Raw genomic sequence first — 15,490 nt, forward strand, 5'->3', positions numbered from 1 at the left:
CTGTATGAGCGGCCCGGTGCGCAATCTCGTTTTCGACAACGCCTTCGTGCGTGACCTGCCGGGAGATCCGGAGTTCAGCCCCGGGGTGCGCCAGGTGCACGGTGCGCTGTACTCCCGCGTCGAGCCGACCCCGGTGGCGGCGCCGCGGCTGCTGGCGCATTCGGCCGAGATGGCGCAGCGGCTGGGTTTCAGCAAGGCCGACGTGGCCTCGCCCGAATTCGCCCGCGTCTTCGGTGGCAACGCGCTGCTGCCCGGCATGCAGCCGTACGCGGCCAACTACGGCGGCCACCAGTTCGGGCATTGGGCGGGGCAGCTCGGCGACGGCCGCGCGATCACACTGGGCGAAACCGTCAATGCCGCCGGCGAGCGCTGGGAGCTGCAGCTCAAGGGTGCCGGCCCGACCCCATACTCGCGCACCGCCGACGGCCGCGCCGTGCTGCGCTCGTCGATCCGCGAGTTCCTGTGCAGCGAGGCCATGCACCATCTGGGCGTACCGACCACGCGCGCGCTGAGCCTGGTCGGCACCGGCGAATGGGTCGAACGCGACATGTTCTACGACGGCCACCCCGAGCTGGAGCCGGGTGCGGTCGTGTGCCGGGTGGCGCCGTCGTTCATCCGCTTCGGCAACTTCGAGCTGCCGGCTTCGCGCGGTGACGTCGCCGTGCTGCGCCGACTGGTCGATTTCTGCATCCGCCGCGATTTCCCACAGCTGCACGGCGACGGCGAGGCGCTGTACGGCGAATGGTTCGCGCAGGTGTGCGAGCTCACCGCGGTGATGGTCGCGCACTGGATGCGGGTCGGTTTCGTCCATGGCGTGATGAACACCGACAACATGTCGATCCTCGGGCTGACCATCGATTACGGTCCCTACGGCTGGATCGACGACTTCGACCCCGACTGGACACCCAATACCACCGACCGCCAGCACCGGCGCTACCGTTTTGGCCAGCAGCCTCAGGTCGCGTACTGGAACCTCGGCCGCCTGGCAGGCGCGCTGTCGCCGCTGTTCGACGGCGTCGGGCCGCTGCAGGACGGCCTGCGCCGCTATGTCGAGGCCTACACGGCCGCCGATCGCGACAACACCGCGCGCAAGCTCGGCCTGGTCGAATGCCTTGATGAGGACATCGGTCTGATGCAAGTGCTGCAGGAGCTGCTGAAGGCGACCGAGGTCGACATGACGCTGTTTTTCCACGGCCTGGCCGCGATCGACCCGGTCGCGCCGAACCTGGCGTCGCTGGAGGCGGCGTTCTACGACGACGCCAAGCGCGATGCGGCCGAACCGGCGTTGCGTGACTGGCTCACGCGCTACGCGGCGCGATTGGCGCAGCAGGCGCTGCCTGATGCCGAGCGGCGCGCACGCATGCAGGCCGCCAACCCGCGTTACGTGCTGCGCAACTACCTGGCGCAGGAGGCGATCGACCGGGCCGCGCAAGGGGATCTGGGCGGTGTCGACGAACTGCTCGAGCTGCTGCGCCGTCCCTACGACGACCAGCCCGGCCGCGAGCGGTTCGCGCAGCGGCGCCCGGACTGGGCGCGTGACCGCGCCGGTTGCTCGATGCTGTCCTGCAGCTCTTGAATACGGCGGCCGCTCGCCCGGTCACGCTGGCGGGGCGCGGCCGGGCCTAGGGAACTGCTGCGACTTGCGCTGGTGAAGCTGTTCGCTCTGGTGAAGCTGTTCGCTGAGGTCGGCGGCGTGCCGGAGGCGGCGCGATAGCACCTGCCAGCCGCCGTCGGACCACGCTGCAACCTGCGCCGCCAGGCCGGCGGGCATCACACCGGGGCGAAGCCCTTGGTGGTCTTCTTTTCGTTCTTCTCTGCGCGCTTTTCCTTCATCGTCTTGGCCGGCTTCTTCTTCTGTTCCTTCTTGCGGTCCATGCCCTTGCTCATCGTCTTCCCCTCATCGGCGGCCGCCGCGCGATGCCGCGGCCCAGGGCGCAGTATGCGCCTGCCGTGACCGTGCGGGGCGCCGTGGCGGTCGCGGCCACGTAGAATGGTCGGATGCCTCTGATCACCTTGCAAAACGTCGACTACAGCGTCGGCGGCCCGCTGCTGCTCGAAAATGTCGAGCTGTCCATTGAACCCGGCGAGCGTATCGCCCTGATCGGCCGCAATGGCGCCGGCAAGTCGACACTGATGCGCCTGCTGTCGGGCGATATCCACCCCGACGACGGCGAGATCCGCCGCGAAGGCGGGGTACGCATCGCCCGCCTCGAACAGGAAGTCCCGCACGGCGCCGCCGGCGACGTGTTCGACGTGGTTGCCGCCGGCATGGGTGAACTGGGCGCGTGGCTGGCCGAGTACCACCATCTCAGCCACGCCGAGGAGTTCGACGCCGAGGCGATGGGCAACGTCCAGGCCAAGATCGAGGCCGCCAACGGCTGGGGTGCCGACCAGCGCGTGGTCGAGACCCTCGACCGTCTCAGCCTCGACGGCGATGCCTCGTTCGCCGGTCTGTCCGGCGGCATGAAGCGCCGGGTGCTGCTGGCGCGCGCGCTGGTGTCGGCGCCGGACCTGCTGCTGCTGGACGAGCCGACCAACCACCTCGACATCGAGGCGATCGACTGGCTCGAGGAGTTCCTGAAGTCGTCGTGGAAGGGCGCGCTGGTGTTCGTCACCCACGACCGCCGCTTCCTGCGCGCGCTGGCGACCCGCATCGTCGAGATCGACCGCGGCCAGGTCACCAGCTGGCCGGGCGACTGGGCCAACTACGAGCGCCGCCGCGAGGAGCGCCTGCATGCCGAGGCACAGGAGAACGCACGTTTCGACAAGATGCTGGCGCAGGAGGAAGTCTGGATCCGTCAGGGCATCAAGGCCCGCCGCACCCGCGACGAAGGCCGTGTCCGCCGATTGAAGGCGATGCGCAACGAGCGCGCGCAGCGTCGCGACCTCACCGGCAACGTGCGCATGGAGCTGGCGCAGGCCGAGTCCTCGGGCAAGAAGGTGATCGAGGCCAAGCACGTCACGTTCGGTTACGGCGGCGGCAAACTTGGTAAAGGCCTGCTGCTCGACAATGTCTCGACCACGATCTTCCGCGGCGACCGCATCGGCCTGATCGGCCCCAACGGCAGCGGCAAGACCACGCTGCTAAAGGCCTTGCTGGGCGAGTTGCAGCCGGTCGCCGGTGAAATCCGCACCGGCAGCAATCTGCAGATCGCCTACTTCGACCAGTACCGCGCGACCCTGCGCGAGGACTGGAACGCGCTCGAGAACGTGTCCGAGGGCCGCGAGTTCGTCGAGGTCGGTGGCCGCCAGAAACACGTGATCGGTTACCTGCAGGACTTCCTATTCACCCCGGAACGCGCGCGCGCGCCGATCACCCGCCTGTCCGGCGGCGAGCGCAACCGCCTGCTGCTGGCCAAGCTGTTCGCGCAGCCGTCCAACCTGCTGGTGATGGACGAACCGACCAACGACCTCGATGTTGAGACGCTCGAACTGCTGGAAGAGTTGCTGGGCGAATACCCCGGCACGCTGCTGCTGGTCAGCCACGACCGCGACTTCCTCGACAACGTGGTGACCTCGACCCTGGTGATGGAAGGCGAGGGACGCGTCGGCGAGTACATCGGCGGTTACAGCGACTGGCTGCGGCAGCGGCCGGTGAAGAGCGTGCCTGCGCAGTCCCAGGCCAAATCGAGTTCGATGCCGGTCGCGCCGACGGTGGCGGCTGCCGCCGTGCCCGCCGTGCCCGCCGTGCCCAAGCGTAAACTCAGTTTCAAGGACGCACGCGAGCTGGAGCAGTTGCCGGCCCGCATCGAGACGCTGGAGAACCGCCTGGCCGAACTCACCGCGCAGATGAACGAGCCCGCGTTCTACCAGCGCGACAGCGCGGCGATCAACGCGCACAACGAGACGCTGGCGGCGACTCATGCCGAGCTGGACGCGGCCTACGCCCGCTGGGCCGAGCTCGACGCGTAGCCGTCGATCAGAAGCCCGGGAGTGGCGCAGCCGTTGAGACGGCGGCCGCGCATGCTGCCGCCATGGTCGCGCTCCAGCAAACCAGCCTGTTCGCCGCCGGCCCGTTGGTCCTGTTCGAGGACGCCGAAGGCGGCGTGCGGTACTGCCCGGGCGTCCTGCCGCCGGTATTGGCGCAGCAATGGTTTCAGTCGCTGCGCATGGACGTCGACTGGCAGGCGCAGCGGCGGCCGATGTACGACCGCGTGGTCGACGTGCCGCGGCTGGTCGCGGGCTACCGGCTCGACGATCCGAATTTGCCGGTGCCGCTGGCAGAGGCCTCGGCACGGCTGCGCGCCTTCGTCACGGCACCGTTCAACAGCGTCGGCCTCAATCTCTACCGTGACGGCCACGACAGCGTCGCCCCGCATAACGACAAGCTGCACAGCCTGGTGCCGGGTCAGCCGATCGCGCTGCTGTCGCTGGGTGCACCGCGGCGCATGGCGATCCGGGCCAAGCATCCACCGCGACCGGTGCGCCACATCGAACTCGAGGCGGGCAGCGTGTTGCTGATGAGCCATGCTTCGCAGCTGCACTACGATCATGGCATCCCCAAGTCGCGCGAGCCGGTCGGGCCGCGCATCAGCCTGGCGTTTCGCGTGCGTCCGCCGGTGCCGGAACGTCGCTGACGATTGCGTCTGCACTTGCCTGTGGCCCACCGCCGCGCTACATCGACAGCTCACACGGCGACGAAGGCGACGCGGATGCGCACGACGACAGGCATGCTGGTAACGCTGGGCCTGCTCCTGGCGGGCACGGGCACGACGGCGGTGGCTGCGGTCAAGGACTCGGCGAAGGACGGTTTCACCATCGAGAACGAGCGGGTGGTGCCGGTCGACGCGGCGACGGCGTGGCGGGCGCTGGTGGAGGATGTCGACCGTTGGTGGCCGAAGGATCACACCTGGTGGGGAGCGGCCTCGACGCTGTCGATCCAGGCGCGTGCCGGCGGCTGCTTCTGCGAAGTGGCTGGCGCGCAACAGGCACAACACCTGACCGTCACCTTCGTTGATCCCAACAAGACACTGCGCATGATCGGCGGCCTGGGGCCGCTGCAGGGCATGGGCGTGAGCGGCGCGCTGGAATTCCGCCTCGCCGCGGCCGAAGCCGGCGGCACGCGCATCACCTTGTATTACCGCGCCGGCGGGTATTCGTCGGACGACCTGAGCAAGATCGCGCCGGTCGTGGACCGGGTGCAGGGATTGCAGTTGGAGGGCCTGGCCGCCTATCTGCGTCAGCGTGCCGCGCCGGCCGGTCGCCCGCGGTGATGGCGCGGCCGACACTCTCAGCCGATGAACCCGCCGCCATTGACGTGAATGAACTGGCCGGTGACGTAGCTGCTGTCCGCACAGGCCAGGTAGACAAAGGCCGGGGCGACCTCGCTGGGCTGGCCCGGGCGCTTCATGGGGGTGTTGCGGCCGAACTGGGCCTGCTGCTTCTTGCTGAAGGTCGAGGTGATCAGCGGCGTCCAGATCGGTCCCGGCGCGACGCCGTTGACGCGGATGCCGCGGTCGACGAGGTTCTTCGCCAGCGAGTAGGTGAAACTCTCGATCGCGCCCTTGGTCGCGGCGTAATCGATCAGGTGGTCGCTGCCGCGGAACGAGGTCACCGAGCCGGTGTTGATGATCGCGCTGCCCTTGCCCAGGTGGGCGAGGGCATGCCGGGTGAGGTGGAAGAACGGGTAGACGTTGTTCTCGAAAGTATCCCGTAGCTGCGCCGCGGAGATGTCCTCGGGACGTTCCTGCGGCGTCTGTTCGCCGAGGTTGTTGACCAGCACGTCGAGCCGGCCGAGCACCTTGATCGTGCGTGTCACCGCAGAGCGACAGCGCGCCTCGCTGCGCGCGTCGCCGCGCAGCAGCAGGCAGCGTCGTCCTTCGGCCTCGACCAGCGCGCGCGTGTCCTCGGCGTCGCCGTCCTGGCTGCGGTAGAGAATGGCGACATCGGCCCCCTCGCGGGCGAAATGCACGGCGACGGCACGGCCGATGCCGCTGTCGCCGCCACTGACCAGGGCGACCTTGCCATCGAGCTTGTCGGCGCCGCGGTAGTCGTCGCGGATCGTTTCGGGGACGGGATGCATGCGCTGCTGGCGTGCAGTGGATGCGCGGCGTCGGCTGGCCATCGCTCACCTCATGTTTTCAAACCGGTGTGTCGAACCTGTGTCGAGCCCGGTCGAGCCGGGCTTGTCGCACCGGTGCGCCCGATCGTCGCGCGTTGGCCGTGGCCATGGCATGAAGGCACGGCGTGCGCGTTTACACTGCACGCATGCAGCAAATGGATCTGTCAGGAATCGCCGACGATAGAGGGCACGGGGACGTGCATCGGCTGTTCTTCGCGTTGTGGCCGGACGATAGTGTCCGCCAGCGCATCGCCGATGCCGCGTCCTCACTCCGGCAGACGCATTCGCCCGGCGGTCGTTGGCTCGGGCCGCACCGTTATCACCTGACCTTGCAGTTCCTCGGCGATTTCGCCCAGTTGCCACCGACGCTGGCGGCGCGTGCATGTGACGCCGCCGCCGCGTTGCGGTCACCGGCGTTCACGTTGCCCCTGGACCGTGCTGGCAGCTTCCGCAACCGCTCGATCCCGTGGTGGCTCGGCTGCCAGGACGCGCCGCAGGCACTGACCGGGCTTTGGGATGCGCTGGGGCTGGCGCTGGCCCGGGCCGGAGTGAAGGTTCATTCGGGCGGCAAGGCCTTGCAGCCACACGTCACTGTGCTGCGCGACGCCGATCGCGGCTTGCCGTCCACGCCGATCGCACCGCTGCACTGGCCCGTCACCGAGTTCGTGCTGATCCACAGCCAACTGGGACGGCGCAATGCCTACGACATCGTGCAGCGTTGGTCCCTGATGGATCAGTGACGGACGACCAGGCCGGGTTCGTCGTCGACGGTGCCGTCCGCGCGCAGCACCGCGTAGATCCGGTCATCGAGGGAAATCACCGGCACCGGTTCGCCTTGCGCCGACCAGCGCACGAAACGCAACTCCCAGGCAAAGTACTCCAGCACTTGCAGCATCGCGCGCTGGGCGTCACTGAGCTGGCTGCGCAGGCGCATGACCTCGCCTGTGGTGCGGCGTTCCTGCGCGATGACGGCCTGCGTGGAAAGGGGTTGCATGGACGACTCCGTTGCCCGGGTTCCTGACACTCTGACCTGGTGAACGTGAAGACGGGCGCAGAACAGGACGCCGATGTTGAGACTGCCCCGGGTTTTCAAGGCCCCTCTCCCTCCGGGAGAGGGCTGGGGTGAGGGTACGGCGCAGCGGCGATGGTTCCAACCGCTCCGCTTCGCCGTAGCCCTTATCCGGCCTTATGGCCAAAGGGAAACGGGAGTGTCATCGGCGACGCCGGGACGCACCTTGGTGCGCTCTGCGTTCACGAGGCATCAATAGCCGGCGCGGAGGTAGGCCCTCGCAGGATTCAGTCGGCCAGGAAGGCGCCGCAGCCGCGATAGCTCTGGCCGCCTGCCTTGAGTTCGGCGCTGGCATCGAAGCGCTCGCCGCTCATGGCGTCGCTGCATGGCTTGCGCTCGATCCGCAGTTCGATGGCGGTGCCGTTGGCGGTCTTGCCGCTGAAACCGCTGCCGCCCTTGAGCGGCTGGGCGCGGACGATGTCGATCTTGCGGGCGCCGTAGTCGAGCTGAGCGTGCAATGCCGGCGCCTCGCCCATGCCGACCTCGACGTACCAGCCCGGCTCGCTGCCGACCGCGCGGAAGCCGACCCCGCGTTTCCTGGCTTCATCCCAGGGGGAGGGTGTGTCGGTCTGCTTGCAGTCGCGCTTGGCTTCGCCGGCCAGGGTCAATGTGCCGCTGTCGCCCTTGGTCCAGAACTCGTTACCGGCTGCATCGGCGTAACGTGCACCGGACGCCGCCACGGCGTGCGGCAGCTGCAGACGACGCCCGGACAGCGACAGTGTGACGCGGTCGGTCCCACTGTCGGTCATGTTGTTGAGCGCGGCGCCGATTCGCACTTCACCGCACTGCCAATAGCGGATGTCGCCCGCAGCGGCGTTGCCATCGTCCACCACGCGCACCATGCGCAAATCGACCGGGGTGTTGTCGGTCGGCACCACCGGCGCGCGCGTGTCGGTGACAAACCAGAGCTTGCCGTCGGGGCCGTACAGCCCGGCGAGCAGGCCGTATTGACCGTCCGGGCGCAGCTTGGCCGCGTCGTAGGGCAGGGTGAAGGCGTACGGCGGCCCGGCGGCATTGTCCAGCTTGACCTGTGCGAGCACCGCCTGCGGCGTGTCGGCGAGTTGGTTGTCGATCAGCCGCACCTGCAGGCTGGCGCCGGGCGGCATCTGGATACGCTCCAGGTAGATCGCCGTGCCGGTGATCGCATGCGTGCTCCGCGTCGCCGCCTGCGGTGTTGCCGTGGTCGCCGCTTCCTTCCCGCTCTGGGGCTGGCAGGCGCTGAGCGAGAACGCGATGGCGATGGCGAGCAGTCGTGGCAAAGTCATGGGCAGTGCTCCTTGCGAGTCCGTGCAGCCTAGTGAAGCCGTTGTGCAGCCGGTGTCAGCGTGGCGCGCGATCGGTGCGCAACACGGGGTACAGCTGGTAACGCGTGTCCCAGGACGAATGACGACGGGCGAAGAACTCCAGGCGCGCGTGCGGGCTCTTGGCGAACTCGGCATCGTCCCTGAGACGCTGCTCGAACGCGGCCTTGACCTTGGGCTCCTTCAGCATCTGGCGTGCGACGTCCTCGGCGACATAGTCCTCCATGTACTCCTTGCGCTCGAAGTTGTTGTTGAACTCGCCCCACGCCAGCAGCGCGTCCGGCGCCTGCGGTTCCAGCAGGGCCATGACCAGGCGCGCCTTGGGCTGCGCGATCGGCACGAACAGCGCGCCGGCGCGCAGGTCCTGCGTTTCCGGGTTCCATGTGCCGGTCACGCTGAGGCGTTGGTGGCCCTCGACCGACTGTGCGGCGAAGCTGGTCTTTTCGGCACGGAAGGCCTCGACAGTGGCGTGGGCCTGTGCGGCGGCGACCTTGCGGTAGCTCACGCCGTGCTGGTCGAGCTTGGCGGCGACCTGCGCCGCATAGGCAACCGGCACCCAATAGCCGGCCTTGGGCGCGGCGACGATGAGGCCAGGCACGATCTCGTCGCGCAGCGGCACCTTCCAGATCTGCGGCGTGCGTTCGTCGTAGCGCGTCATCAGCGCGCCGGATACCTCCGACGGCGTGCGCGTGTAGGCATAGCCGCGAAACTCGACGGTCCGCGCCTTTTCGGTGGCCTTGTAGTCGAGCGTGACCGGCGTGCCGGCGAGCTTGGCGGCACGGGCATCGGCGGCGAGCGCCTGCTGCCGCCATGCCTTGCCGTCGCGTGCGACCAGGTCGAGCACGGCCACGATGGTGTTGCGCGTGACCTGGACGCGGTGGGGGTAATCACGCCAGGAATGCGTCTCCACCAGCATGCCGATGCGGTTGCGCAACTGGAAATAGCCGTGCGAGAAGCGCGGCGGGGCGACGCCGTCCTCGAAACCCGAGGCCGGGTCATCGGACTGCACGAACGACGGGTAGAAGGGCAACGGCAATGAACCCTGCGCGGCGAGGCGCTCGATCACACCGTCGCGCAGCGCGGTACCGGCCTTGCGCAGGTCGTCGTCACCGCCATGCACCGGCTCGACTTGGATCGACACGTCGTGCTCGAACTGGGCGCCGTCGGTGACGTGCAGGTCGATGTAGGACAGCGGGTCCCAGGCGTTGACCAGGCGCAGCATCGCCTGCATCTCGGGGCTGTCGGCCTTGGTGTAGTCACGGTTGAGGTTGTAGTTCTGCGCGGTGGTGCGCCAGCCCATTTCCTCCGGGCCGCGCTGGTTGGGGCGGTTCCAGCGCGCGAACCGCTCGTGGCCGTCGACGTTGAACACCGGCACGAACAGCAGCACCTGCTTGTCGAGCGCCCCCGGCGCGGCCTCATCGTCCAGTACCTGGCGCAGCGCGAGGAAGCCCGCGTCCTTGCCGTCGATCTCGCCGGCGTGGATGCCGCCCTGGATCAGCGTCACCGGCAGGCCCTGGGCCTGGGCCGCGTCCGGCGTGAACGCACCGGCCTTCGATACGACCAACACTTTCATCGGCCGGCCTTCCGGCGTGGTGCCGAAGTCGGCACAGCGCACGGCGTCTGGATAGCGCTTGGCAAATGCATCGCACAGCGCGATGACCTCGTCGTAGCGGCCGGTTTTCAAGAAGCCACTGCGCTCGGACACGGTGGTCAGCGCGGTGTCGGCAAGGGCGGCGTGGACAGGCAGGACGGCAAGCAGAGCGGCGAGCAGGGCAGTGGATCGAAGCGAACGGGTCATTGCGCGGTCGTCTCACGAAAGGTCGGCGCATGGTAGCCGAGGGTCGCGGTGCGCTTGCCCTGCCCAAGGTCACATTGCTGCCATCGCACTGGCAGCAGCCACGACCGCAGCGAAGCGGTGCATGCGATCATGGCGTGGTCATCGCAGGGGAGTTATGCATGTACAGCCTGTACTACTCGCCCGGTGCGGCGAGTCTGGTCGTCCATTGGCTGCTGATCGAACTGGGCGTGCCGCACGAGCTGCGCCTGGTCGACACCCAAGCCAAGCAGCAGAAGAGTCCCGAGTACCTGGCGCTCAACCCCAACGGCGTGGTGCCGACCCTGGTCGCCGACGGCCAGCCGCTGTATGAAGCCGCCGCGCTGGTGCTGCACCTGGCCGATCGCCATGCCGCGTCCGGCCTCGCCCCGGCCGTCGACGACCCGCAGCGCGGCGAGTACCTGCAGTGGGTATTGAACCTGGCCAATACGCTGCAGTCGCCGCTGCGCCTGTGGTGGTACCCGCAGGACCTCGATGCGGCGCCGCCCGAGGCCGTGCTGGACGGTGCGCGCAAGCGCATCGAGGCGACCTGGGAACGACTCGATGCCCACTTGGCCGCACGCGGGCCTTACCTGCTGGGCGAGCGACCGAGCGCGGCGGATTTCTACCTGACCATGCTGATGCGCTGGACCCGCAACATGCCACGGCCGGGCCACGACTGGCCGCACCTGGCGGCGCTGGCGCAGCGGATGAAGCAGCGGCCGTCGTTCAAGGCCCTGTACGAGCGCGAGGGGCTGACCGAATGGGCCTGAGTCGCATCGTTCCGGGGCCGCGCCGCCCGTGGCGTATCGCAGTGGCCTGCGTGCTCCTGTCGTCGCTGGCCAGCGGCTGCAAGGAAGTCCAGGACATTCGCGAGGAACTGGGCTGGGCCAAGCCCGCCGAGGCGAAACCCATCCCGGTCGTGGCCTCGCTGGAAACCCACTGGGTTCCCGCGGAAGCCGCCGTCGCCGACGTCGGTCAGGCGCAGTGGAGCGCGCGCTGGTGGCAATGGGCGGGGCGCTTCCCCGGGGTCAACGAGCTGCCCTACCGTGATCCGGACGGCCGCCGTTGCGCCCAGTACCAGGAGGAGGGGCCGGTCTGGTTCCTGGCCGGTACCGACGGCGCCTTCGATGCCGTGCGCAGCTGCCGCATCCCGGCCAACAAGCACCTGTTCGTGCCGCTGATCAACTGGATGGCCAGCCGCGGGCTCCAGGGCGCACCGATGTCGTGCGCGGAAAAGCAGGCGCAGGCGAGCAGGCAGGCCGATCATGTCGTGTCCGGGCTGGTGCTGCTCGATGGCCGTCCGGTGGGCGAGCTGCAGCGCATGCGTGTCGCCAGCGGAACCTGCTTCGATGGCGCGCCGGGCGAGGGGGCCGCCGCCAGCGATGGCTATTGGCTGATGCTGAAGCCGTTGCCGCCGGGCAAGCATCAGCTGGCCATTGCCGCCGCCTTCCGCGACGGGCCGCGACAGATGCTGCAGAACTTCCGCTACGAGCTCGAAGTGGAAGGCGATCCGGCCGAGGTGGCGGGGGCTGTTCAGTAAGCCCTTCCGCGTTACGGGCCGCCTGTTGCCCGGAGTCAATGCTTCGCTTGCCGTCCGCCGCTTGCTACTCTCGGTGGCAGGCGGAGCGTGTCTCCGCTGCTTTTTTTGCGGGAATGACGGGTACATGGCCAACGCCGTGACCGTTGCCTGGCGCCGGCCTCCGACGCGCTGGCCGCTTTCGCGAATGGATTCGAGCAGATCAACCCGAACACAGCAGACCAGAACCGGATGACGACCCAAACCGCCGCACTTCCCGCCGAAGCCCAGGGCAAACTGCCCCGGCAGATTCCGTACATCATCGGCAACGAGGCCTGCGAGCGGTTCAGCTTCTACGGGATGCGCAACATCCTGGTGCCGTTCCTGATCAGTTCGATGCTGCTGGCCTACCTGCCCGAGGGCGCACAGCGCGACACCGCCGCCAAGGACGTATTCCACACCTTCGTCATCGGCGTGTACTTCTTCCCGTTGCTGGGCGGCTGGTTGGCCGATCGCTATTTCGGCAAGTACAACACCATCCTGTGGTTCTCGCTGATCTACTGTGCCGGTCATGCCTGCCTGGCGCTGTTCGAGAGCCATGCCACCGGCTTCTACACCGGCCTGTTCCTGATCGCGCTGGGGTCGGGCGGCATCAAGCCGCTGGTGGTGTCGTTCTGCGGCGACCAGTTCGACCAGTCCAACAAGGACAAGGCCAAGGTCGTCTTCGACGCCTTCTACTGGATCATCAACTTCGGGTCGTTCTTCGCCTCGCTGCTGGCGCCGCTGTTCCTTCGCCACTTTGGGCCGGCGGTCGCGTTCGGCATCCCGGGCGTCCTGATGCTCATCGCGACCATCATCTTCTGGCTGGGGCGCAGGAACTACGTCAACGTCCCGCCATCCGGCAGCGACCCGCACGCGTTTTTCGAAGTGGTCAAGACGGCCCTGCGCACGCAGGTGCAGGAGCAGGGCCGGCCCGGTCTTGCCGTGGCGGTGGCGGGTCTGGCCATCGCGGTCGGCTCGCTGCTGCTCTGGAGCCTGCATGCCATCGGCCTGCTGTCGTGGTGGCCCGAGAGCTTCGGCTTCGTCATCACGGCCTGCCTGGCGCTGGGCGTGGTGATCGCGCTGGGTGGCATCGGCACGTCGATGCAGCTCGAACGCGCCCGCGGCGCACACCCCGACGCCGCGGTGGACGGCGTGCGCGCCGTGCTGCGCATCCTGATCGTGTTCGCGCTGGTGACGCCGTTCTGGTCGCTGTTCGACCAGAAGGCCTCGACCTGGATCATCCAGGGCCGTGAGATGGTCATCCCGCACGACGTGTCGTGGTGGCCGAGCTTCCTGATCCAGGACGCCGCGCAGATGCAGGCGCTCAACCCGATGCTGGTGATGCTGCTGATTCCGTTCAACAACCTCGTGCTGTACCCGGCGCTGCGCCGCCTGGGCTACCAGCCGACCGCGTTGCGGCGCATGGGGTGGGGCATCGCCATCTCGGGTGTGTCGTGGATCGTGGCCGGCGCGCTGCAGCTGTGGATCGACGACGGCACCCAGGTGTCGCTGGCGTGGCAGACGCTGCCGTACGCGCTGCTGACCTTCGGCGAGGTGCTGGTGTCGGCGACGGCGCTGGAATTCGCCTACAGCCAGGCGCCGCAGGCGATGAAAGGCGTGATCATGGCGTTCTGGTACCTGACCAGCACCTTCGGCAGCCTGTGGGTGCTGCTGACCAACGCCAGCGTGCGCAACGAGGCGGTGGTTTCGCACATCGCCAGCACCGGGCTCAGCGAGAACGCGTTCCTGATGTTCTTCTTCGCGGGCTTCGCCTTCCTCGCCGCGGCGGCGTTCGCGTTGTACGCGCGCACCTACCCGATGCAGGACAACTACCGCACTGCATGACCCTGCCGAGGCCACCCGGATGCTGACCTTTATTCTGATCGCCGTGACCGTGCTGGTGTCGTGGCAGGCGTTTGAAAGACCCAACCTGCTCAACCGGCTGATCCTGTGGCCGCCGGCGATCGACCGCAACAAGCAGTACGACCGCCTGCTGACCCACGGTTTCATCCATGCCGACTGGTCGCACCTGCTGTTCAACATGATCACGCTGTATTTTTTCGGCCGCGTGATCGAATCGGTGATGAGCCAGCTGATCGGGCCGCTCGGCTTCGTTCTGTTCTACCTGTCGGCGATAGTGATCGCGATCCTGCCGACGTATCTGCGCCATCGCCATGACCCGCACTATCGCAGCCTGGGTGCCTCGGGCGCGGTGTCGGCGGTGTTGTTTGCCTACATCCTGCTGCAGCCGTGGTCGCTGATCATCGTGTTCTTCCTGCCGATGCCGGCGATCGTGTACGCGGTGGTGTACATCGGCTACTCGATCTGGATGGACAAGCGCGGCGGCGACAACATCAACCACAGCGCGCACATTTCCGGCGCGATCTACGGCATCTTGTTCATGCTGCTGATGGAGCCGCGCGTGGGCGCGGTGTTCCTGCAGCGCCTGATGAGCCCCTCGTTCGGCTGACCCGTGCGGCGCGTCAGGCCGGCGCTTCAGGCCGCCTGGCGGTCTTCCTGCTGCGAAGCTTCGCCGTAGGTTTCGGCGAGGCGGGCATAAATCGCGGCGTCGAGCTGCATCGATTCGACCGTGCCGTGGTCACCGCCGCGGGCCAGTTCGTACATGCGGGCCATCAGGGCGTCGTCGCTGACGTTGTCCAGCGTCAGGTTGTGCAAGGTCATGCGCTTTCTCCTTTGCCTGTGTCTTGCAAGTACCGAAGCAGGTTCCGTGCCATGCGTCACGGTCTGCGTGGGCAGGAAAAAGTGACGCGATCGGTCATTCCTGGTCATGGCGGGCGCGATGGAGCTGACGTGGGGCGGCGCACGGCAGGCGCTGCACTCACCCGGCTTGAATGGTCGCCGTGCTAACACCGCCACATCGACGACGCCCGAGAGGAGACCCGAGCATGGCAATGAAGCAGGCCAGCAAGTCCGTCAGGAAGGCCGCGAGCAAGCGCACAGCGAAGAAAGCGGTCAAGAAGACAGCTGCGAAGAAGACGACTGCAAAGAAGACGGTGAAGAAAGTCGTCCGCAAGGCCGCGACCCGCAAGACTGCCTTGAAGAAAGCACCGGTGCGCAAGGCCGCTGCCAAGAAGGTGGCCAAAAAGACCGTCAAAAAGGTCGCGAGAAAGGCAACCAAGAAGACTGCGAGCCGTATCGGCGTGCGCAAGGTCGTGAAGAAGGCGGCGCGCAAGACCGTCAAAAAAACAGCGAAGAAGACTGCCGGCCCGGCGGTGAAGAAGACCGTCAAGAAGGCCGCGCGCAAGGCCGTCCCGAGCAGGCCCCTGGCAAAGAAGGCGGTGGCAAAGAAGACCGCCGACAAGACAGTCGCCAAGAAAGCCATAACGAAGAAGGCGGCGACGAAAACGACGGCGGTAAGGAAAGCCGTAGCCAAGCGGGCCCCCAAGCCGCGCAAGATCACGCCGGAGCAGGCCCTGGCCAATACCCGCGAGCTGCTCGAAGCCAAGCACGAGCACGACCGCCAGCCGCTGCCGTGGCAGCAGCTCGACCCGCATCACGGCCACGTGCCCAAGGCGGGCTTCCAGTCCGACGCCGCCGCGGCCAAGGCCGAGGAACTGCACGCCGGCGAGAGCCGGATGCAGGCGATCCAGGGCAGCATCGGCACCCAGGACCGCCGCAACCAGGGCAAGCGCGATAATCGTTGACCCTGCCGCCCGTCGCCCCG

Annotated in this window: 14 protein-coding genes and 1 pseudogene; 10 read left to right on the forward strand and 5 right to left on the reverse strand. The window is 67.6% G+C overall.

The genetic code is table 11. The annotated features are described in order from the left end of the window. The first annotated feature begins 16 nt into the window (after window positions 1-16). The 4 genes from ACFOLC_RS12005 to ACFOLC_RS12020 all read left to right on the forward strand — a co-directional run bounded on the left by ACFOLC_RS12005 (window position 17) and on the right by ACFOLC_RS12020 (window position 5,213). Window positions 17-1,576 (forward strand): protein adenylyltransferase SelO, encoded by a 1,560-nt coding sequence (locus ACFOLC_RS12005; RefSeq protein WP_386759497.1) that lies wholly within the window; start codon window positions 17-19, stop codon window positions 1,574-1,576. A 422-nt stretch (window positions 1,577-1,998) separates the two neighbouring features. Further along, window positions 1,999-3,912 (forward strand): ribosomal protection-like ABC-F family protein, encoded by a 1,914-nt coding sequence (gene abc-f, locus ACFOLC_RS12010; protein ID WP_386759498.1) that lies wholly within the window; start codon window positions 1,999-2,001, stop codon window positions 3,910-3,912. A 62-nt stretch (window positions 3,913-3,974) separates the two neighbouring features. After that, window positions 3,975-4,577 (forward strand): alpha-ketoglutarate-dependent dioxygenase AlkB family protein, encoded by a 603-nt coding sequence (locus ACFOLC_RS12015; RefSeq protein WP_386759499.1) that lies wholly within the window; start codon window positions 3,975-3,977, stop codon window positions 4,575-4,577. Between the two features lie 75 nt (window positions 4,578-4,652). After that, on the forward strand, window positions 4,653-5,213 hold the full coding sequence (locus ACFOLC_RS12020; RefSeq protein WP_386759500.1) for an SRPBCC domain-containing protein: 561 nt from the start codon (window positions 4,653-4,655) through the stop codon (window positions 5,211-5,213). 17 nt (window positions 5,214-5,230) lie between these two features. On the opposite strand, the gene ACFOLC_RS12025 is transcribed toward ACFOLC_RS12020, so the two are convergent. After that, the gene (locus tag ACFOLC_RS12025; RefSeq protein ID WP_386759501.1) at window positions 5,231-6,064 is read right to left on the reverse strand and encodes an SDR family oxidoreductase; all 834 of its coding nucleotides are present in this window, start codon (window positions 6,062-6,064) and stop codon (window positions 5,231-5,233) included. 152 nt (window positions 6,065-6,216) lie between these two features. Between ACFOLC_RS12025 and thpR the strand changes: the two genes are divergently transcribed. Further along, window positions 6,217-6,801, forward strand: a complete 585-nt coding sequence (thpR, locus tag ACFOLC_RS12030) for an RNA 2',3'-cyclic phosphodiesterase (RefSeq protein ID WP_386759502.1) — start codon at window positions 6,217-6,219, stop codon at window positions 6,799-6,801. On the opposite strand, the gene ACFOLC_RS12035 is transcribed toward thpR, so the two are convergent. From ACFOLC_RS12035 to ACFOLC_RS12045, 3 genes are all read right to left on the reverse strand, one after another. Further along, window positions 6,795-7,055 carry a hypothetical protein gene (locus ACFOLC_RS12035; RefSeq protein WP_386759503.1) on the reverse strand — a complete coding sequence of 87 codons (261 nt, stop codon included), beginning with the start codon at window positions 7,053-7,055 and terminating at the stop codon, window positions 6,795-6,797. The two genes, thpR and ACFOLC_RS12035, sit on opposite strands and share 7 nt — an antisense overlap. Window positions 7,056-7,357: 302 nt before the next feature. Beyond that, window positions 7,358-8,395 (reverse strand): YbaY family lipoprotein, encoded by a 1,038-nt coding sequence (locus ACFOLC_RS12040; protein WP_386759504.1) that lies wholly within the window; start codon window positions 8,393-8,395, stop codon window positions 7,358-7,360. 55 nt (window positions 8,396-8,450) lie between these two features. Next, window positions 8,451-10,229, reverse strand: coding sequence for a M14 family metallopeptidase (locus tag ACFOLC_RS12045; protein WP_386759505.1), 1,779 nt, complete (start codon window positions 10,227-10,229; stop codon window positions 8,451-8,453). A 158-nt stretch (window positions 10,230-10,387) separates the two neighbouring features. Between ACFOLC_RS12045 and ACFOLC_RS12050 the strand changes: the two genes are divergently transcribed. The 4 genes from ACFOLC_RS12050 (at window position 10,388) to ACFOLC_RS12065 (ending at window position 14,275) form a co-directional block, all read left to right on the forward strand. After that, complete coding sequence (locus tag ACFOLC_RS12050) at window positions 10,388-11,017, forward strand: glutathione S-transferase family protein (RefSeq protein ID WP_386759506.1); 630 nt, start codon at window positions 10,388-10,390, stop codon at window positions 11,015-11,017. Between the two features lie 41 nt (window positions 11,018-11,058). Continuing rightward, the gene (locus tag ACFOLC_RS12055; RefSeq protein ID WP_386759507.1) at window positions 11,059-11,787 is read left to right on the forward strand and encodes a hypothetical protein; all 729 of its coding nucleotides are present in this window, start codon (window positions 11,059-11,061) and stop codon (window positions 11,785-11,787) included. 228 nt (window positions 11,788-12,015) lie between these two features. Next, the gene (locus ACFOLC_RS12060; RefSeq protein ID WP_386759508.1) at window positions 12,016-13,650 is read left to right on the forward strand and encodes a POT-type proton-dependent oligopeptide transporter; all 1,635 of its coding nucleotides are present in this window, start codon (window positions 12,016-12,018) and stop codon (window positions 13,648-13,650) included. Between the two features lie 19 nt (window positions 13,651-13,669). Further along, window positions 13,670-14,275, forward strand: a complete 606-nt coding sequence (locus tag ACFOLC_RS12065) for a rhomboid family intramembrane serine protease (protein ID WP_386759509.1) — start codon at window positions 13,670-13,672, stop codon at window positions 14,273-14,275. Between the two features lie 26 nt (window positions 14,276-14,301). Here the strand turns inward: ACFOLC_RS12065 and ACFOLC_RS12070 are convergent, their stop codons facing one another. Beyond that, a complete protein-coding gene (locus tag ACFOLC_RS12070; protein ID WP_386759510.1) occupies window positions 14,302-14,487 on the reverse strand; it encodes a hypothetical protein in 186 nt (61 codons plus the stop codon). Window positions 14,488-14,717: 230 nt separating this feature from the next. On the opposite strand from ACFOLC_RS12070, the pseudogene ACFOLC_RS12075 reads away from it, so the two are divergent. Next, window positions 14,718-15,230: pseudogene (locus tag ACFOLC_RS12075) on the forward strand (histidine biosynthesis protein HisIE); the annotation flags it as partial. Between the last annotated feature and the right edge of the window lie 260 nt (window positions 15,231-15,490).

This window comes from Lysobacter cavernae, from assembly GCF_042648505.1.
GTDB lineage: Bacteria > Pseudomonadota > Gammaproteobacteria > Xanthomonadales > Xanthomonadaceae > Lysobacter_L > Lysobacter_L cavernae.